An 18,403-nucleotide genomic window follows, 5' to 3' on the forward strand; every position below is an offset into this window, starting at 1 on the left:
TCACGCAGCCGATGCAGAGGCATTCGACTACAGGAATTCGCTCCGGGAGAGCGGCCATGTTCAACAGCAAACTGAAGAAAGAAATCCAGCAACTGCGCGAAGAGCTGATGTCCATCGAGCAGGTCAAGAACAGCCTCGACAGCGAGATGCTGGTGCTCCAGCTCGACCCCCAGGGGCGCATCGAGTCGGTAAACAACAACTTCGAGGCCGAGATGGGCTATCGCGCCGAGCAACTGATCGGGCGCAACATCGAAGAGATCGTGCCGGCGCATGTGAAGAAGCTCGATTTCTACCAGCGCATGAAGCACGCCATCACCCGTGGCGAGCACCTCAACGGCGCCTTCCGTCTGCTGCGCGGCAACGGTGACGAGGCCTGGCTGCGTTCGATCCTGCAACCGGTCAAGGACAGCCAGGGGCGTATCAAGTACTTCTCCCTGCACTCCAGCGACCTGACCCGCACCATCGAGACTTCCCGCGAGCACGAGAGCCTGATCAAGGCGCTGATGCGCTCCACCGCGGTGATCGAGTTCAACCTCGAAGGCCAGGTGCTGACCGCCAACGACCGTTTCCTGCAGACCATGGGCTACAGCCTGGAGCAGATCCGTGGCAAGTACCACCGCATATTCTGCGAGCCGGAGGAGGCCAACTCGGCGGCCTACCAGGAGTTCTGGAACCGGCTGCGCCGTGGCGAGTTCGTCGCCGAGCGTTTCAAGCGCATCGATGCCCATGGCCGCGTGGTCTGGCTGGAGGCTTCGTACAACCCGATCATCGACGCCCATGACGTGCTGTACAAGGTGGTCAAGTTCGCCACCGTGATCACCGATCAGGTCAACCAGGAATTGGCCGTGGCCCAGGCCGCCGACATCGCCTACACCACCTCGCTGGAGACCGACGACAGCGCGCGCAAGGCCACCGATGTGGTGACCCAGACCGTCGAGGTGATGCGTGGCCTGGAAGGCTCGATGCAGGACGCCGCCGATGGCATCCAGGCGCTGGACAAGCAGTCGAAGGTGATCGGCGCGATCATCAAGACCATCAGCGACATCGCCGGGCAGACCAACCTGCTGGCGCTCAACGCCGCCATCGAGGCCGCCCGCGCCGGCGAGCAGGGGCGTGGCTTTGCCGTGGTCGCCGACGAAGTGCGCCAGCTGGCCTCGCGCACCAGCAGCGCCACCGAGGAGATCGCCAAGGTGGTGCAGCAGAACGAACAGCTGGCCCAGGCCGCGGTGGACATCATCGACACCAGCAAGCGTCAGGCCGAGCAGGGCCTGGCCCTGGCCGCCGATACTGGCGGGGTGATCGTCGAGATCCAGGAAGGGGCGAAGAAGGTGGTGGATGCGGTGGGGCAGTTTTCCAGCCAGTTGAGCCACTGATTGGCTTCACACCGCCTGTGTAGGAGCGGCCTTGTGCCGCGAAAGGGCCGCAAAGCGGCCCCGGCGATCTCAGCTTGACGCATGAACCCTGGGGCGCTTCGCACCCTTTCGCGGCACAAGGCCGCTCCTACAGGATTGTGGGCGCTCAGGTACGCTCACGCACCCAGAACAGCGTCGCCCCGGCCACCGCCGCCGGCATCATCAGCACGTTGACCCCCGGAATCATCAACGCGAGATAAGTGATCCCGCCAAAGCCCATCGACTGCCAGCGCTTCTGCCGCAGCCAGGCGAGCATGTCCTGCCAGCTCATCTTGTTGTTGTCCGCCGGGTAGTCGATGTACTGGATGGCCATCATCCAGATGCCGAACACCAACCACAGCGGCGCGGCGATCACGTTCACCACCGGGATGAACGAGAGGATGAACAGGCCGATGGCCCGCGGCAGGAAATAGCCCAGCTTGCGCATCTCGCGGCTGAGGGTGCGTGGCACCATGGCTACCAGCTCGGCCCAGCTGAAGGGCGGGAAGTTGTCCTGGCCACGCACCACCACCTCGACCTTTTCCGCCAGGAAACCGTTGAACGGCGCGGCGATGATGTTGGCCAGCAGGGTGAAGGTGAAGAACACCATCAACAGCACCAGGGCGACGAACAGCGGCCACAGGATGTAGGTGAGGAAACTCAGCCAGTCGGGCAGGGTGGGCATCAGCGCATCGACCCACAGGCTGAACTGATGGCCGGCGAAGTAGATCAGGCCGCCGAACAGCAGCAGGTTGACCGCCAGGGGCAGCAGCACGAACAGGCGCAGGTTCGGGCTCAGGACCAGTTTCAGGCCCTCGCGCAGGTACTGGGGGCCGGACAGGACGGGGGCTTGCATCGGAATGCTCCGCTTGAGGAAAACGCGCTGACCTTACCGAGTTTGGCGCGCCGACGGAAGGAGCCGCACCTCTGGGAAACGGCGTGTAACAAAGCACTGGGACAATGGTTGTCGGATAGAGACTGTCTATAAGGTGGATTGTCGAAGGATATTTCCTTAATCTCTGCGGCCTCGCTACAGTGCGCTCAACTTTTTCGGTTTTGGACCAACGCGTTGTAGCCTTCCCCAAGTGCTGCGTGGGTCCCTTTTAATTCCAGCTGGCGCAACCGGCACCTAGATGCTGGACCCGTGCGGCCCGCTCGACAGGAGTTCGACATGTCTGAAGTACGTCATTCGCGCGTCATCATTCTCGGTTCCGGCCCTGCCGGTTACAGCGCCGCGGTATATGCCGCCCGCGCCAACCTCAAGCCGCTGCTGATCACCGGCATGCAGGCCGGCGGCCAGTTGACCACCACCACCGAAGTCGACAACTGGCCGGGCGACCCCCACGGCCTGACCGGCCCGGCCCTGATGCAGCGCATGCAGGAGCACGCCGAGCGCTTCGAGACCGAGATCGTCTTCGACCACATCAACGCCGTCGACCTGGCCAACAAGCCGTTCACCCTGCAGGGTGACAGCGGCACCTACACCTGCGACGCGCTGATCGTCGCCACCGGTGCCAGCGCCCGCTACCTGGGCCTGCCGTCGGAAGAAACCTTCATGGGCAAGGGCGTGTCGGCCTGCGCCACCTGCGACGGTTTCTTCTACCGCAACAAGCCGGTCGCCGTGGTCGGTGGCGGCAACACCGCAGTGGAAGAAGCTCTGTACCTGGCCAACATCGCCAGCAAGGTGACCCTGGTCCACCGCCGCGACACCTTCCGCGCCGAGAAGATCCTGATCGACAAGCTGCACGCCCGTGTCGCCGAAGGCAAGATCGAGCTCAAGCTCAACGCCACCCTGGACGAAGTGCTGGGTGACAACATGGGCGTGACCGGTGCGCGCCTGAAGAACAACGACGGCAGCTTCGACGAAATCAAGGTCGACGGCGTGTTCATCGCCATCGGTCACACCCCGAACACCTCGCTGTTCGAAGGCCAGCTGACCTTGAAGGACGGCTACCTGGTGGTCCACGGCGGCCGTGAAGGCAATGCCACCGCCACCAACGTCGAGGGCGTGTTCGCCGCCGGCGACGTGGCCGACCACGTCTACCGCCAGGCCATCACCTCGGCCGGCGCCGGCTGCATGGCGGCCCTGGACGTCGAGCGCTACCTGGACGGCCTGGCCAACGCCTGAGTCGGTACCACAGCATGAAAAAACCGGCCCTCTGGCCGGTTTTTTCATGTCTTGAATCTGCTGTGCCTTGACTGGCCTCTTCGCGGGTAAACCCGCTCCCACAGGGGCACCGCATTTCTGTGGGCGCGGGTTTACCCGCGAAGAGGCCAGTCGATGCGCCAAGTCTCTTAAAGGCTCAGGCGCATCGACAGGTCCACCGCCTTCACATCCTTGGTCATCGCGCCGATGGAGATGTAGTCCACCCCCGTCTCGGCGATCACCCGCAGGGTGGTCTCGTTGACGCCGCCGCTGGCCTCCAGCTTGGCCTTGCCGGCGGTGATGCGCACCGCTTCGCGCATCTCGTCCAGGGTCAGCTCGTCGAGCATGACGATATCGGCCCCGGCCGCCAGCGCCTGGCGCAGTTCGTCCAGGCTTTCCACCTCGATCTCCACCGGCTTGCCCGGAGCGATGCGGTGCGCCGCCGCCACGGCCTCGGCCACGCCACCGCTGGCGGCGATATGGTTTTCCTTGATCAGGAAGGCGTCGTACAGGCCGATGCGATGGTTGTGGCAGCCGCCGCAGGTGACCGCGTACTTCTGCGCCAGGCGCAGGCCGGGCAGGGTCTTGCGGGTGTCGAGCAGACGCACCTGGGTGCCTTCCACCAGGTCGGCCAGGAAGCGCGCGCGGGTTGCCACACCCGAGAGCAATTGCAGGAAGTTCAATGCCGAGCGTTCGCCGCTGAGCAGCGAGCGCGCCGGGCCTTCGAGGTGGAACAGCACCTGGTTGGCCGTGGCCCGCTCACCGTCGGCCACCTGCCAGTGCACCGCCACCCGTGGGTCGAGCTGGCGGAATACCGTATCGACCCAGGCGGTGCCGGCGATCACGCAGTCCTCGCGGGTGATGATGGTCGCCTTGGCCAGGCGCTCGGCCGGGATCAGCTGGGCGGTGATGTCGCCGCTGCCGATGTCCTCGAGCAGCGCGCGGCGCACGTTGGCTTCGATTTCGGCAGTCAGGTCGGCGAGGCGTAGGTTCGGCATGGTCGGCTCCACAAGCTAGGTGCCGGCGATTATAGGGCAGGGGGGCTGCGTGTACAGCTGCCGGGCCGATGACCTTTGGTCAGGCGGTTTGAGCATTCTTGCGAACGCACTGTCAGTTGAGGCGTGCGAAAGGCGTGCTGGCAGCTATCAGTGTTTTCACTGATAATAGCGCCCAGTATTTGGCGTCATAGCTTTGACGATTCCCTTCCAGTCGAACAACGTAACATCCAGCAAGGAGTCCGGGATGCATGATGAAGGCAAGGTGGTGCCCCTGGCGGCTGCCATCGACCGGGGTGCGCGCGCGCCCTCGCCATGCCTTCCCGTGCTGCTCCTGCAGGTGCGCGACAAGGCTGCCCTGCAATTGCGCCAGGGCTTGCAGGCGCTATTCGACAATGCCGACGACACCCTGTTCGAAATGGCCGACAAGGCCAGTGGTCGCCTCGATCAGAACCTCTACTTCGAAGCCATGCGCGACCTGCGCCTCAAGCGCAAGAGTATTGAACGAGGTTTCCTCGACACTTTCTACGAGGCCTTCGCCCGCATCGGCCAGGGCGACGGGCTCGAGTCCCTGGTCAGGGCGCAGACACAGGACAAGCCGTCGCTGGAGCGCTCGGTGGCCGTGCAGACCATGGTCGACCGGGTGTTGTCCCGCGACGGCTTCCTGTTGGAGCAGTTGAACCTGCGCTTCACCACGCTGCTGGAGCTGCCGCTGGCCAGCGCAGGCAATCCCCTGGGCCCTGGCAACCTGTGTGGCTACTTCCTGGACGCCGGGCGTAACCTGGGGGTTGGCGCCAGCGTCAAGATGGTGCTGCTCAAGCTGTTCGAGCGCTACGTGCTGCGCGACCTCGACTTGCTCTACGGCGAGGCCAGCCAGTTGCTCGCCAGCGCCGGTGTACTGCCGCAGCTGATGCCCGCCCCGCGGCGCCGCGCCGAGGACCGGCGCAGCATCGCCCGGCGCGTTCCGGCCAGCCCGGCGCTGGGCGGCTTGTCCGACTCCGCCGGCCAGGCTTTCTTTGCCTCGGTGCAGACGCTGCTGGCGCCGGTGCGCGGGCGTGTCGCGCCGCGGCTGCAGGCGGCCGGATCCGCGCAGCCGACCAGCACCGGCGACCTGCTGCGCCTGCTCACCCACCTGCAGCACTATGTGCCGGCCCCTGGCGAGCCGGATGACTTCAACCTCGGCCAGCAGCTGGAGCAGTTGTTGCTGCGGGTCAGCGTGCGCAGTGGCACGCGGCGGCGGATCGCCACCGACGACGAGGACACGATCAACCTGGTCGACCTGCTGTTCGCCTACATCCAGGGCGACGACAACCTGCCGGCCAGCCTGCGGGCGCTGATCGTCCGCCTGCATATCCCGGTGCTCAAGGTCGCGCTGATCGACAAGGGCATGTTCAGCCGCGCCAGCCACCCGGCGCGCCGCCTGCTCAACGAGATCGCCGCCGTGGCCATCGGCTGGGAGAGCGATGCCGAGGGGCTGCGCGACAGCTTGCACCTGCGGGTCGAGCGCATCGTCCAGCGCCTGCTCAATGACTTTTCCGACGACTGTGCAGTGTTCAACGAACTGCTCGATGAGTTTCTCGCCTTCAGCCAGGACGAGCGCCGGCGCAACGAACTCCTCGAACAGCGCACCCGCGACGCCGAGGAGGGGCGTGCCCGTGCCTTGCAGGCCCGCCAGCGGGTACAGCAGGAGTTGAACGACCGCCTGCATGGCCGGGTACTGCCGCAGGTGGTGGTGCAGATGCTGGTGCAGTCCTGGAGCCAGGTGCTGCTGCTGGCCTGGTTGAAGCAGGGCGAGGCCTCGCCGGCCTGGGCCGACGCCCTGGCGACGGTGGACGACCTGCTGGTCAGCATTGCCCCGTACCGTGAGCCACAGCGTCTGCTGGAGCAGGTGCCGGGCCTGCTCAAGGCGCTGCGCGACGGCCTGGCGGGGGTGGCGCTGGACTCCGCCGCCACTCGTGATTTCTTCCTGCAACTGGAAAAACTGCACCTGCGTGCCTGCGGTGGCACGCCGGAGCCGGACGCCGCATTGGATGAAGTGTGGCTGGAGGAGGCTATCGTGCTGGCGGTCAGCGACGAGTCCGCCCTTGCCCCTGGCCTGCCGCTCGATGACCAGGAGCCGGCATTGCGCCAGGTGCAGCGCCTGCAGGTCGGCACCTGGGTCGAGGTGATGGACGACGACGAGCCGCTGCGCTGCAAGCTGGTGGCGCGCATCGACAGCAATGATCGCCTGGTCTTCACCAACCGCACCGGCATGAAGGTGCGCGAATGGAACCGCATGGGCCTTGCCCTGGCCCTGCGCCGTGGCGAGGTGCGCCTGCTGGACGACGGCCTGCTGTTCGAGCGAGCGCTGGAAGCGGTGCTGGAGCAGTTGCGCGGGCAGCAGGCCCAACAGAGCTGAATTTCCCTACACAATCATTTACATGCAAGCACTGGCCGGCCACGGCATACTGGGCACCTGTCTCGGGCGTCATTTCAGGATCTGCACCATGCAATTGGACCGTGCGACCGGCTGGTTCAGCGGCGTCAGCCACTGCCCCTCGCCGAACTTCAACGCCCGCCCCGAGGGCGAGGCCATCGCGCTGCTGGTCATCCACAACATCAGCCTGCCACCGGCCTGCTTCGGCACCGGCAAGGTGCAGCAGTTCTTCCAGAATCGCCTGGATCCGAATGAGCACCCCTATTTTGCCAGCATCAACCACCTGACCGTCTCGGCGCACCTGTTCGTCGAGCGCGATGGCGCGGTGACCCAGTTCGTTTCGTTGCTCGACCGCGCCTGGCATGCCGGCGTGTCGCGCTTCGGCGAGCGCGAGGGCTGCAACGATTTTTCCATCGGCATCGAACTGGAGGGCACCGACGAGCTGCCCTACACCGATGCCCAGTACGCCACCCTGGAGCGCCTGACCCGCGAGATCCGCGCGGCATGGCCTGTGATCGACGCCCAGCGCATCTGTGGCCACAGCGACATCGCCCCGCAGCGCAAGACCGATCCGGGCCCGGCCTTCGACTGGCCGCGCTACCGGGCCGCGCTGCAACGCAACGAGGACAAGGCATGAGTTTTCTGGTGTTGGTGCTGGCGCTGTGGGTCGAGAAGTTCTCGGCCCTGCGTCAGCGGTTGCAGCGCGACGGCTTCTACCTGGGCGAGCTGGTGCGCCTGGAGCGCAGCGGCAAGGTCCACCCGTGGTGGACGCTGGGCATCCTGGTCCTGGCGCCGGTGGCGTTGCTCGTGCTGCTGTTGCATGTGCTGGAGCCGGTGGCCTACGGTCTGCTGGCGTTGCCGGTGCACCTGCTGGTGCTGGTCTACAGCCTCGGCCGAGGCGATGTGAAGGCGTCGCTCGGGCCGTTTCGCGACGCCTGGCGCCGCGGTGACGACCAGGCTGCGCTGCATGTGGCCGAACGCGACCTGGGGCTGGCTGCCGACGATGCCCAGAGCCTGATCAAGCGGGTCCAGGGCCACCTGCTGTGGCAGGCCTACCAGAGCTTCTTCGCGGTGATCTTCTGGTACTTCCTGCTCGGCCCGGGGGCGGCGCTGGCCTACCGCCTGCTGGCGCTGACCATGGACCACAGCCGCCAGCCGGCGCTGCAAACCCTGGCCGGGCAATTGCGTCATGCCATGGACTGGCTGCCGGTGCGGGTGATGACGGTGAGCTTCGCGCTGGTCGGCAACTTCGTCGCGGTGACCCGGGTGATGTTGCACGAGCTGCTCGATTGGCACGTCAGCGCCGGGCACCTGGTGGCTAAGGTCGGTCGGGTGGCCGACGATATTCCCGAGGAGGAAGACCGCCAGCATGGCCTGGAGCGCCTGGACAGCCTGTGGGAGCTGCTGCTGCGCTGCGCGGTGTTGTGGTATGCCTGCTTCGCCCTGTGGACCGTGCTGGTCTGAAAACTTTAATCACCTCCTTGTAGGAGCGGCTTCAGCCGCGATCACCCGCGAAGCGGGTGCCAGACTCCGCGGTGCCCGCATCGCGGCTAAAGCCGCTCCTACCGAACCGCGCTTAACCATAAGTTACAAACCTTGATTCCAATCTGCGCTATACAAAGCCACTGGCCCTAGATGGCCTTGTGCTACCCCGCAGAACAACAAGAATTCAAGGAGGTGACCTGTGAAGCGTCTGCTCTATCCGGCCATCGCACTGATGAACCGGCTGAGCTTCGGCATGAAGTTCAGCCTGATCAGCGTCCTGTTCTTCCTGCCCATGCTGGTCACCAGTTTTTACCTGGTCCGCGACGCCTATAACCAGCTGCAGGCCACCCGCGGCGAACTGCAGGGGCTGGCGCCGCTGTCCGAAAGCCTGGCCTTGCGCGGCGACCTGGAGACCCTGGGCAACCTGCTGCAGATCAACGCTGTGCTGGGCCAGTCGGGCCAGGCCGGCGATGTGGAAAGCCGCATCGGTGCCCTGCAGGACAAGGTCCAGGCCCGGCTCGATGGCCTCAAGGGCAGCGACCCGGCGCTCGAGGCCAAGCGTGCCGAGCTGGCCGAGGCCTTTGCCCGCGCCCGTGAGGAAAGCTCGCTGCAGAACAAGGCGGCGCTGTTCGACAAGTTGCTGGCCCAGGCCCAGGTGCTGGGCAAGCTGGTCGCCAGCCAGTCGGGCTTGAACCAGGACAGCCAGGCTTCGGTGCGCCAGCTGAGCGAACTGGTCGGCAACGCCACGGCGCAGGTCACCCAGGCCCTGGGCGAAGGCCGGGCGATGGGCGCGGTGGCCCTCGGCCGCGGTTTCATGGATTCCTCGGGCAGCGCGCGCTTCGAAGACCTGCTGCAGCGCCTGGAGCGGCTGTCCGCCGACTATGCCATCCGTCTCGACGATGTCCTGGCCAGCGATGCCGGGCTCAGGGCCGCGCTGGCCAGCGATGCCCAGGCCAGCCAGGCCACGGTCAAGCAGGCCGCGACCCTGTTCGAGGACCAGGTGGTGGTGGCCGAGACCCTGGATGCGCCCTGGGCCGGCTTCTACCAGCAGACCAGCGACCTGATGGCGCAGACCTACCGCTTCAACGACGCCGTCCTTGCCCACCTGCACGGCCAGCTGGAGGAGCGCCTGGGCGAGCATCGCCTGCGCACGGTCGCGCTGGTCGCGGCCCTGGCCACGGTGTTCGCGCTGATCATCTACCTGTACGGCGGCTTCTACGTCTCCACCCGGGAAACCCTCGGCAACCTGGGCAACGCCATGGACAAGGTGGCCGCCGGCGACATGACCATCAGCTTCAAGGCCAACAGCCAGGACGAACTGGGCGAGTTGGGGCGTGGCTTCAACGAGACGGTACGGCGCATTCGCGGGCTGATCGAGCAGGTCGGCAAGACCGTGACCACGGTGGAGGAGCAGGCCGGGCAGGTGCTGTCGGTGTCGAGCCGCAGCAACCAGGCGGTCAGCGGCCAGCGCGAGCAGATCGAGCAGGTGGCCACGGCGATGAACCAGATGAGCGCCACCGCGCAGGAGGTTGCCCGCAGCGCCGCCCTGGCCGCCGAAGGCGCGCAGCGGGTCAACCACGAGAGCGCCTCGGGCCGCGACCTGGTGGAAAGCCAGCAGGGCAGCATCGCCCGCCTGGCCGGCGAGATCGACCAGAGCGTGGCGGCGGTGAACCAGCTGGCGGGCGACAGCCAGGCCATCGGCCGGGTGCTGGAAGTGATCCGCAGCATCGCCGAGCAGACCAACCTGCTGGCCCTCAACGCCGCCATCGAGGCGGCCCGGGCCGGCGAGCAGGGCAGGGGCTTCGCCGTGGTCGCCGACGAAGTGCGGACCCTGGCCCGGCGCACCCAGGACTCCACCGAAGAGATCGCGCAGATGATCCAGCGCCTGCAGGATGGCGTGGGCGCGGCGGTGCGGGTGATGGGCAGCAGCCACCAGATGGCCGCCGGTACCGTGGACGAGGCGCGCCAGGTGCAACAGGCGCTGGGCAATATCCTTGGCGCGGTGGGCGGGATCGTCGAGCAGAACCAGCAGATCGCCGCCGCCGTCGAGCAGCAGACCGCCGTGGCCCACGACATCGACCAGAACATCGTGGCGATCAACCGCGCGGCGCAGGACACCACCGAGGGCGCCTGCCAGACCGAGGACGCCAGCCGGGCGTTGTCGGCGCAGGTGGTGGAGCTCAAGCGGTTGATCGGGGCGTTCAGGGTCTGATCGAGGGCAGCGTGAATCCCGTGTAGGAGCGGCCTTGCGCCGCGAAAGGGCCGCAACGCGGCCCCAGCGATCTTTGTGTCAACACCGAAATCCTGGGGCTGCTACGCAGCCCTTTCCGGCCGGTCCGACGCCTCGGCAAGGCCGCTCCTACAGGGACCGCGTCGGTCTACCAGCCAAACACCTCGCAGGCATTGCGACTGCTGGCCTCGGCCAGCAGCCCCGGCTCGATCCCCATGACTTCGGCCAGCGCCCCGGCAATCTCGGGTAGATGCTCCGGGCTGTTGCGCTGCCCCGGGAACATCGCCGGCGCCATGTCCGGCGCGTCGGTCTCCAGCACCACGCTGTCCAGCGGTAGCCTTGGCAGGGTCTTGCGCAGGCGCAACGCCTGGGGCCAGGTGCCGGCACCGCCGAGTCCCAGCTTGAAGCCGAGCTTGATGTATTCCCGCGCCTCTTCGTAGCTGCCGGCAAAGGCATGGATGATCCCCGCCCGCGCCGGCTTGTAGCGCTTGAGCGTGGCGATTACCTGGGCGTGGCTGCGGCGCACGTGCAGCAGTGACGGCAGTTCGAAGTCGCAGGCCAGTTGCAGCTGGGCTTCGAACAATGCCTGCTGGCGCGTCGGGTCCAGTTCGGGCAGGTAGAAGTCCAGGCCGAACTCACCCACCGCGCACAGCCGCGGATCGCCGCGCAGGCGTTCCAGCCAGTCGCGTAGCTGCGCCAGGTGTTCGGGGCGGTGCTGCTCAAGGTAGATCGGGTGCAGCCCCAGCGCCGCGTACACGCCTTGGTTGGCGCAGGCCAGGTCCCAGACCCGCTGGAAATTGTCCTGGTACACCCCCAGCACCACCACGCGCTCCACCCCGCGCGCCGCCGCGTTGGCCAGCAGGCGCGGGCGGTCGGCGTCGAAATCGGGGAAGTCGAGGTGGGTGTGGGTGTCGATCAGGCGCATGTTCAGGCCTTGGCGATCCGTTGCTTGAAGGTGCGGCCGATAGCGTGCACGCCGGGCTCGTAGCGCTTGTCCTCGATGGCGGCCAGGGCCAGTTCCAGCGCGGTGGCGGCGATCAGGCCGTGCTGCTGGGCCATGGCGTTGACCGGCAGCGGCAGGAAATCGAGCAACTGGTTGTCGCCGAAGGTGCCCAGTTGCAGCTCGCGGGATCCCTCAGGGCGCGCCTGGAGCGTGTCGAACACGCCTTGCAGCAGCACGTAGGAGGTGGTCACCAGGGCATCCGGCAGGCCGCCCAGCTCGTCGATCAGTTGCTGCATCAGGCGCTGGCCGCATTCGCGGCTGAAGGCCTCGCCCTGGTAGCGGCGCACGTCGCCGTCGAAGCCTTGCAGGGCCTCGTCGAAGCCACCGGCGCGGGCCTGGCTCACCGACAGCTCGGGGCGCGCGCCAATCAGGGCGATGCTGCGCGGGCGGGTTTTCAAAAGGCTCTGGGCCAGCTGGCGGCTGGCGTCGCGGTCGTCGCTGATCACCGAGCAGAAATGCGCCGGGTCCAGGCGTCGGTCGATGGCGATCACCGGCAGGCCCTTGGCTTGCAGCTCACGGTAGCTGTCGTCTTCCGGCGGCAGGCAGCTGGCGACGAACAGTGCGTCGCAGCGGCGGGCGCGGAACAGCTGCTGCAACTGGCGTTCGCTGTCGGGCTGGTCGTCGCTGCTGGCGATCAGCAGTTGGTAGCCACGGGCACGGGCGCCTTGTTCCAGTTGCTTGGCGATGCGGGCGTAGCTGGGGTTCTCCAGATCCGGGAGAATGAAGCCCAGGGTGCGCGTGTGGCGGCTGCGCAGGCCGGCGGCCTGGGGGTTGGGCGTGAAGCCATGGGCCTCGACCACCGCACGCACGCGCTCGACGGTGCTGTTGCTGATGCGCTGTTGTTCGGCCTTGCCATTGATGACGTAGCTGGCGGTGGTCACGGACACACCGGCCAGACGGGCGATATCGCTGAGTTTCACCGAATTTTCCTTGTTGTTTCCGGGACTGGCCACGGGGCTGGACCGGCTAGTTTCACCCATCTACGGTCCCGCGCGCAGACGACCATTGTCGCAATTGTCCGACAGGATGGGGCTTTTTCGTTGGCAGATTATCGAGTAACGTGGCCACTTGGTCAGATTAAACGTTTCAGCAAAACGAAATTTCCTGCCTGGAAATGAGTATTCGCCCGTTGCGCTGATCGTTTTGGCGGCTTTTGCCGTCGAATTCCACAACAATACCTCGGTAGCCGACGGGGCTGCCGCAAAAGGAGAGGGTCATGCTCGAGCTTGCCGTGGAGCAGATTGCCATGGGCCAGCGTGCCGCCGACAAGGGCGAGGCACTGGCGTTGCTGGCTGATCGACTGGTTGCCGATGGCCTGGTCGCCGAGGGCTACCTGGCGGGGCTGCAGGCCCGGGAGGCGCAGGGCTCGACCTTCCTCGGCCAGGGTATCGCCATTCCCCACGGCACGCCGCAGACCCGCGAGCTGGTGTTCGCCACCGGTGTGCGCCTGCTGCAGTTCCCCGATGGCGTGGACTGGGGCGACGGCCAGATCGTCTACCTGGCCATTGGCATCGCCGCCCGCTCCGATGAACACCTGCGTCTTCTACAACTGCTGACCCGCGCCCTGGGCGAAACCGACCTGGCCGAGGCTCTGCGCCGGGCCGGCAGCGCCGAGGCGCTGCTCAAGCTGCTGCAGGGCGCGCCACGTGAGCTGGCGCTGGATGCCCAGCTGGTCGGCCTTAACCTGGCGGCGGACGACTTCGACGAACTGGCCTGGCGCGGCGCCCGCCTGCTGCACCGCGCCGGCTGTGCCGACAGCGGCTTTGCCGCCGTGCTGCAGCAGACCGAGCCGCTGCCGCTGGGCGAAGGCCTGTGGTGGCTGCACAGTGAACGCGAGGTGCGTCAACCGGGCCTGGCCTTCGTCACTCCACAACAGCCACTGCGCTACCGCGACCAGCCGCTCAATGGCCTGTTCTGCCTGGCCAGCCTCGGCGCTGCCCACCAGGCCTTGCTCGAGCGCCTGTGCGAGGTGCTGATCGAGGGGCGCGGGCAGATGCTTTACCAGGCTACCAGCAGCCGCGCCGTGCTCGAAGTGCTCGGCGGCGAGGCGCCTGCCGACTGGCCCAGCGCCCGGGTGGTACTGGCCAACGCCCATGGCCTGCATGCGCGTCCGGCCAAGGTGCTGGCGCAGTTGGCCAAGGGTTTCGAGGGTGAGATTCGTTTGCGCGTGCAAGGCAGCGACCAGCCCGCCGTCTCGGTGAAGAGCCTGAGCAAGCTGCTGAGCCTCGGTGCCCGTCGCGGTCAGGTGCTGGAGTTGATCGCCGAACCTGGCATCGCCGCCGACGTCTTGCCTGTGTTGCTGGCAGCTATCGAGCAGGGCCTGGGCGAAGAGGTCGAGCCCTTGCTGCAAATGCCGGTGCTGGAGGAATCACCGGTCGAGATTCTCCAGGCGCCCGTACCCGGCAGTACCGTGCAGGGTGTCGCAGCCGCGCCGGGCATCGCCAGTGGCCCGGCCCATGTGTGCGTCGAGCGCGAGATCGACTACCCGCTGCGCGGTGAGTCGCCCGGCCAGGAGCGGGCCAGGTTGCGAGCGGCCATCGACAAGGTGCACGCCGACCTGCAGGCCCTGGTGCAACGCAGCGACAAGGCCATCGGCGAAATTTTCATCACCCACCAGGAAATGCTTGCCGACCCGGCCCTGACCGACGACGTCGAGCTGCGCTTGGCCCAGGGCGAGAGCGCCGCCGCCGCGTGGATGACGGTGATCGAGAGCGCCGCCCGCCAGCAGGAGGCGCTGCACGATGCGCTGCTGGCCGAGCGCGCCGCCGACCTGCGCGATATCGGTCGCCGTGTGCTGGCCCAGTTGTGTGGCGTGCAGGCGGTGGTCGAGCCCGAGCAGCCCTACGTGCTGGTGATGGCCGAGGTGGGCCCATCCGATGTGGCGCGCCTGGACCCGGCGCGGGTCGCCGGCATCATCACCGCCCAGGGCGGCGCCACGGCCCACAGCGCCATCGTCGCCCGGGCCCTGGGCATCCCGGCGGTGGTCGGTGCCGGCGCGGCAGTGCTGCTGCTGGAGAGCGGCACGCCGCTGCTGCTCGATGGCCAGCGCGGGCAGGTCGAGGTCGCGCCGCCCGAGGCCCGCTTGCAACGGGCGCTGGCCGAGCGCGATGCCCGCGAGCGGCGCTTGCAGATCGCCTGGGCCAACCGCCATGAGCCGGCCCTGACCCGCGACGGCCACGCGGTCGAAGTGTTCGCCAACATCGGCGAAAGCAGTGGCATCGACAAGGTAGTGGAGCAGGGTGCCGAAGGCGTCGGCCTGCTGCGCACCGAGCTGATTTTCATGGCCCACCCGCAACTGCCCGATGTGGCCACCCAGGAGGCCGAGTACCGCCGGGTGCTCGACGGCCTGTGCGGACGCCCGCTGGTGGTGCGTACCCTCGATGTGGGCGGCGACAAGCCCTTGCCGTACTGGCCGATCGCGGCGGAAGAGAACCCGTTCCTCGGCGTGCGCGGCGTGCGTCTGACCCTGCAACGCCCGCAGGTGATGGAAGAGCAACTGCGGGCCCTGCTGCGCGCAGCGGACAATCGCCCGCTGCGCATCATGTTCCCCATGGTCGGCCAGCTCCATGAATGGCGCGCCGCCAAGGCCATGGTCGAGCGCCTGCGCCAGGAAATTCCGGTGGCCGACCTGCAAGTGGGCATCATGGTCGAGGTACCGTCGGCCGCCTTGCTGGCGCCGCAGTTGGCCCGCGAGGTGGACTTCTTCAGCATCGGCACCAACGACCTGACCCAGTACACCCTGGCCATCGACCGTGGCCACCCAAGCCTCTCGGCCCAGGCCGACGGCCTGCACCCGGCGGTGCTCAATCTGATCGACATGACCGTGCGCGCCGCCCATGCCCAGGGCAAGTGGGTGGGCGTGTGCGGCGAGCTGGCGGCCGATCCGCAGGCCGTGGCCGTGCTGCTGGGCCTGGACGTGGACGAACTGAGCGTCGCCGCCCGCAGCATCCCTGAAGTCAAGGCACTGGTGCGCCAGGCCGACCTTTCGACGGCCCGCGCCCTGGCGCGCGAGGCCCTGCAACAAGACAGCGCCGAGGCAGTCCGGGCGCTGGTGGAGCGTTACTGATGGCCAAGATTCTCACCCTCACCCTCAACCCGGCGCTGGATATCACCATCAGCCTCGATCGCCTGCGCCCCGGCGCGGTCAACCGTAGCCAGGCCCAGCACAGCCATGCCGCCGGCAAGGGGCTGAACGTCGCCCAGGTGCTGGCCGACCTGGGCCACAGCGTGACCGTCGGCGGTTTTCTCGGGCTCGACAACCTGGCGCCGTTCGAGGCGCTGATTGCCTGGCGTGGGTTCGCCGACTGCTTCGTCCGTGTGCCCGGCGAGTCCCGCAGCAACATCAAGCTGGTCGAGGCCGATGGCCAGGTCACCGATATCAACGGCCCCGGGCCTGAAGTCGACGAGGCCGCCCGCGACGCTTTGCTGCAACGCCTGGCCGAGGTGGCCCCGGGGCATGACGCCGTGGTGGTGGCCGGTAGCCTGCCGCGGGGGATCAGCCCCGAATGGCTGCGCGAGCTACTGCTGATGCTCAAGTCGCAGGGGTTGAAGGTGGCCCTGGACAGCAGCGGCGAGGCCTTGCGCGTCGGCCTCGAGGCCGCGCCCTGGCTGGTCAAGCCCAATACCGAGGAACTCGGCGAGGTGCTCGGGCAGCCTGTGCTTGACGCGGCCGGCCAGCGCGGCGCCGCGCAGCGCTTGCTGGCCAGCGGCGTCGAGCATGTGGTGGTGTCTCAGGGCGAGCAGGGCGTGACCTGGTTCGCCGCCGGCCTGGCGCTGCATGCGCAACCGTCGAAGGTGCGCATCGCCAGCACTGTCGGCGCCGGTGATTCACTGGTCGCCGGCATGGTCCATGGTCTGCTCCAGGCCGAAGCGCCCGTCGCCACCTTGCGCCGCGCCACCGCCATCGCCGCCCAGGCGGTCACCCAGGTCGGCTTCGGCATCCACGATCGCGAGCAACTGGCCCTGCTGGAGGCCGCCGTGCACCTGGCAGAACAACAAGAAGAGGGCTGCTGATGAACATTGCCATTGTCACCGCCTGCCCCAACGGGCAGGTGTCCAGCGTGCTCAGCGCCCGCCTGTTGGCCGCCGTGGCCCAGCGTCGGGGCTGGAGCACCAGTGTCGAGGTGCAGGATGCCGAGCACCCCGAGCGTCGCCTGACTGCGGCGCAGATCCTTGATGCCGACTGGGTGCTGGTGGTCAGCACCGGGCCGATGGACCTGGCGCGCTTCGCGGGCAAGCGCCTGTACCAGAGCACGCCGGCCCAGGCACTGGCGGACCGCGAGGGGTTTCTTGACCAAGCCGCCGCCGAGGCGCGGGTACACGAGCCGGCGCCGGCCCCGCAGGGCAGCGCGCCGAAAATCGTCGCGGTGACTGCCTGCCCGACCGGCGTGGCCCACACCTTCATGGCCGCCGAAGCGCTGCAACAGGCGGCGCAGGCCATGGGCTACCGGCTCACCGTGGAGACCCAGGGCTCGGTCGGCGCGCGCAACCCGCTGCCGGCCGAAGCCATCGCCGAGGCCGACGTGGTGCTGCTGGCCGCCGATATCGAAGTGCCGGCTGCGCGTTTCGCCGGCAAGCGCATCTACCGTTGCGGTACCGGCATCGCCCTCAAGCAGGCCCGCGCCACGCTGGACAAGGCACTGGCCGAGGGCAAGGTGGAGGCTGCGGGGGATGCGCCTGGCGCGGTGCAGCAGGCCGAGAAGACGGGCGTCTACAAGCACCTGCTGACCGGGGTGTCGTTCATGCTGCCGATGGTGGTGGCCGGCGGCCTGCTGATTGCCTTGTCGTTCGTGTTCGGCATCGAGGCCTACAAGGAGGCCGGCACGCTGCCCGCCGCGCTGATGCAGATTGGTGGTGAGGCGGCGTTCAAGCTGATGGTGCCGCTGCTCGCCGGCTACATCGCCTGGTCCATCGCCGACCGTCCGGGGCTGGCGCCCGGGATGATCGGCGGCTTGCTGGCGAGTACGCTGGGGGCGGGGTTCATTGGCGGCATCGTCGCCGGCTTCCTGGCCGGCTACAGCGCCAAGGCCATCGCCCGTTGGGTGCGCCTGCCCAGTAGCCTCGACGCGCTCAAGCCGATCCTTATCATCCCACTGCTGGCCAGCCTGTTCACCGGCCTGGTGATGATCTATGTGGTCGGCCAGCCCGTGGCCGCCATGCTCGAAGGGCTGACCCACTTCCTCGACAGCATGGGCACTACCAACGCCATCCTGCTCGGGCTGCTGCTCGGCGGCATGATGTGTGTGGACCTGGGCGGCCCGATCAACAAGGCCGCCTATGCGTTCTCGGTAGGGCTGCTGGCGTCGTCGAGCTACGCGCCGATGGCCGCGACCATGGCCGCCGGCATGGTGCCGCCGATCGGCCTGGGCATCGCCACCTTCCTGGCCCGACGCAAGTTCGCCCAGAGCGAGCGCGAGGCCGGCAAGGCCGCGCTGGCGCTGGGGCTGTGCTTCATCTCTGAAGGGGCGATCCCGTTCGCCGCCAAGGACCCGTTGCGGGTGATCCCGGCGAGCATCGCCGGTGGCGCGCTGACCGGGGCCTTGTCGATGTACTTCGGCTGCAAGCTGATGGCGCCCCATGGCGGCCTGTTCGTGCTGCTGATCCCCAACGCGATCAACCATGCGCTGCTGTACCTGCTGGCGATCGTGGCCGGCAGCCTGCTGACGGCGGTGGTGTATGCCGTGATCAAGAAGAGCGAACAGGTGGAGATGGTGGTGGCGCCGGCCAAGGGGTAGCCA

Annotated in this window: 12 protein-coding genes and 2 pseudogenes; 10 read left to right on the forward strand and 4 right to left on the reverse strand. The window is 67.4% G+C overall.

Translation table 11 applies throughout. The features are described 5' to 3' along the window. Positions 1-146 precede the first annotated feature (146 nt). Together AC0MAZ_RS08080 and AC0MAZ_RS08085 are read left to right on the forward strand one after the other, a co-directional pair. Positions 147-779, forward strand: a pseudogene (locus AC0MAZ_RS08080) (PAS domain-containing protein); the annotation flags it as partial. A gap of 171 nt (positions 780-950) precedes the next feature. Further along, positions 951-1,373, forward strand: a pseudogene (locus AC0MAZ_RS08085) (methyl-accepting chemotaxis protein); the annotation flags it as partial. A gap of 145 nt (positions 1,374-1,518) precedes the next feature. Here AC0MAZ_RS08085 and cysZ read toward each other — a convergent pair. After that, the gene (gene cysZ, locus AC0MAZ_RS08090) at positions 1,519-2,247 is read right to left on the reverse strand and encodes a sulfate transporter CysZ (RefSeq protein WP_475860840.1); all 729 of its coding nucleotides are present in this window, start codon (positions 2,245-2,247) and stop codon (positions 1,519-1,521) included. A 315-nt stretch (positions 2,248-2,562) separates the two neighbouring features. Here cysZ and trxB point away from each other — a divergent pair, with 315 nt between their 5' ends. Then, complete coding sequence (gene trxB / locus AC0MAZ_RS08095; RefSeq protein ID WP_050703773.1) at positions 2,563-3,519, forward strand: thioredoxin-disulfide reductase; 957 nt, start codon at positions 2,563-2,565, stop codon at positions 3,517-3,519. Positions 3,520-3,686: 167 nt separating this feature from the next. Here the strand turns inward: trxB and nadC are convergent, their stop codons facing one another. Further along, complete coding sequence (nadC, locus tag AC0MAZ_RS08100; RefSeq protein WP_232854709.1) at positions 3,687-4,535, reverse strand: carboxylating nicotinate-nucleotide diphosphorylase; 849 nt, start codon at positions 4,533-4,535, stop codon at positions 3,687-3,689. Between the two features lie 244 nt (positions 4,536-4,779). Here nadC and AC0MAZ_RS08105 point away from each other — a divergent pair, with 244 nt between their 5' ends. The 4 genes from AC0MAZ_RS08105 to AC0MAZ_RS08120 all read left to right on the forward strand — a co-directional run bounded on the left by AC0MAZ_RS08105 (position 4,780) and on the right by AC0MAZ_RS08120 (position 10,645). Continuing rightward, the gene (locus tag AC0MAZ_RS08105; RefSeq protein ID WP_254464753.1) at positions 4,780-6,930 is read left to right on the forward strand and encodes a DUF1631 domain-containing protein; all 2,151 of its coding nucleotides are present in this window, start codon (positions 4,780-4,782) and stop codon (positions 6,928-6,930) included. A gap of 88 nt (positions 6,931-7,018) precedes the next feature. Then, positions 7,019-7,585 (forward strand): 1,6-anhydro-N-acetylmuramyl-L-alanine amidase AmpD, encoded by a 567-nt coding sequence (gene ampD, locus AC0MAZ_RS08110; protein ID WP_203647962.1) that lies wholly within the window; start codon positions 7,019-7,021, stop codon positions 7,583-7,585. Continuing rightward, a complete protein-coding gene (ampE, locus tag AC0MAZ_RS08115; RefSeq protein WP_475860841.1) occupies positions 7,582-8,412 on the forward strand; it encodes a regulatory signaling modulator protein AmpE in 831 nt (276 codons plus the stop codon). Before ampD ends, ampE begins: the two co-directional genes overlap by 4 nt. 1,528 nt (positions 8,413-9,940) lie before the next feature. After that, positions 9,941-10,645 carry a methyl-accepting chemotaxis protein gene (locus AC0MAZ_RS08120; RefSeq protein ID WP_371263120.1) on the forward strand — a complete coding sequence of 235 codons (705 nt, stop codon included), beginning with the start codon at positions 9,941-9,943 and terminating at the stop codon, positions 10,643-10,645. Positions 10,646-10,811: 166 nt separating this feature from the next. On the opposite strand, the gene AC0MAZ_RS08125 is transcribed toward AC0MAZ_RS08120, so the two are convergent. Further along, complete coding sequence (locus AC0MAZ_RS08125) at positions 10,812-11,588, reverse strand: TatD family hydrolase (protein ID WP_203647959.1); 777 nt, start codon at positions 11,586-11,588, stop codon at positions 10,812-10,814. A gap of 2 nt (positions 11,589-11,590) precedes the next feature. After that, positions 11,591-12,586: a catabolite repressor/activator gene (cra, locus tag AC0MAZ_RS08130; RefSeq protein WP_186713203.1), complete on the reverse strand. Its 996-nt coding sequence runs from the start codon at positions 12,584-12,586 to the stop codon at positions 11,591-11,593. Positions 12,587-12,882: 296 nt separating this feature from the next. Here cra and ptsP point away from each other — a divergent pair, with 296 nt between their 5' ends. Genes ptsP through AC0MAZ_RS08145 form a run of 3 tightly spaced genes read left to right on the forward strand, consistent with a single transcriptional unit; the run spans position 12,883 to position 18,400 of the window. Next, entirely contained in the window at positions 12,883-15,732 is a 2,850-nt protein-coding gene (gene ptsP / locus AC0MAZ_RS08135; RefSeq protein ID WP_475860842.1) for a phosphoenolpyruvate--protein phosphotransferase, read from the forward strand. Next, entirely contained in the window at positions 15,732-16,679 is a 948-nt protein-coding gene (gene pfkB / locus AC0MAZ_RS08140; RefSeq protein ID WP_475860843.1) for a 1-phosphofructokinase, read from the forward strand. The genes ptsP and pfkB overlap by 1 nt, the downstream gene beginning before the upstream one ends. Next, the gene (locus tag AC0MAZ_RS08145; protein WP_475860844.1) at positions 16,679-18,400 is read left to right on the forward strand and encodes a PTS fructose-like transporter subunit IIB; all 1,722 of its coding nucleotides are present in this window, start codon (positions 16,679-16,681) and stop codon (positions 18,398-18,400) included. Before pfkB ends, AC0MAZ_RS08145 begins: the two co-directional genes overlap by 1 nt. Positions 18,401-18,403: the final 3 nt, after the last annotated feature.

Source organism: Pseudomonas sp. A (genome assembly GCF_056270345.1).

What these genes read in the sequence shown, in the direction of transcription:
- cysZ (WP_475860840.1), bottom strand. Translation starts at nt 2,247, where the DNA reads ATGCAAGCCCCCGTCCTGTCCGGCCCCCAGTACCTGCGCGAGGGCCTG.
- trxB (WP_050703773.1), top strand. Translation starts at nt 2,563, where the DNA reads ATGTCTGAAGTACGTCATTCGCGCGTCATCATTCTCGGTTCCGGCCCT.
- nadC (WP_232854709.1), bottom strand. Translation starts at nt 4,535, where the DNA reads ATGCCGAACCTACGCCTCGCCGACCTGACTGCCGAAATCGAAGCCAAC.
- AC0MAZ_RS08105 (WP_254464753.1), top strand. Translation starts at nt 4,780, where the DNA reads ATGCATGATGAAGGCAAGGTGGTGCCCCTGGCGGCTGCCATCGACCGG.
- ampD (WP_203647962.1), top strand. Translation starts at nt 7,019, where the DNA reads ATGCAATTGGACCGTGCGACCGGCTGGTTCAGCGGCGTCAGCCACTGC.
- ampE (WP_475860841.1), top strand. Translation starts at nt 7,582, where the DNA reads ATGAGTTTTCTGGTGTTGGTGCTGGCGCTGTGGGTCGAGAAGTTCTCG.
- AC0MAZ_RS08120 (WP_371263120.1), top strand. Translation starts at nt 9,941, where the DNA reads ATGAGCGCCACCGCGCAGGAGGTTGCCCGCAGCGCCGCCCTGGCCGCC.
- AC0MAZ_RS08125 (WP_203647959.1), bottom strand. Translation starts at nt 11,588, where the DNA reads ATGCGCCTGATCGACACCCACACCCACCTCGACTTCCCCGATTTCGAC.
- ptsP (WP_475860842.1), top strand. Translation starts at nt 12,883, where the DNA reads ATGCTCGAGCTTGCCGTGGAGCAGATTGCCATGGGCCAGCGTGCCGCC.
- pfkB (WP_475860843.1), top strand. Translation starts at nt 15,732, where the DNA reads ATGGCCAAGATTCTCACCCTCACCCTCAACCCGGCGCTGGATATCACC.
- AC0MAZ_RS08145 (WP_475860844.1), top strand. Translation starts at nt 16,679, where the DNA reads ATGAACATTGCCATTGTCACCGCCTGCCCCAACGGGCAGGTGTCCAGC.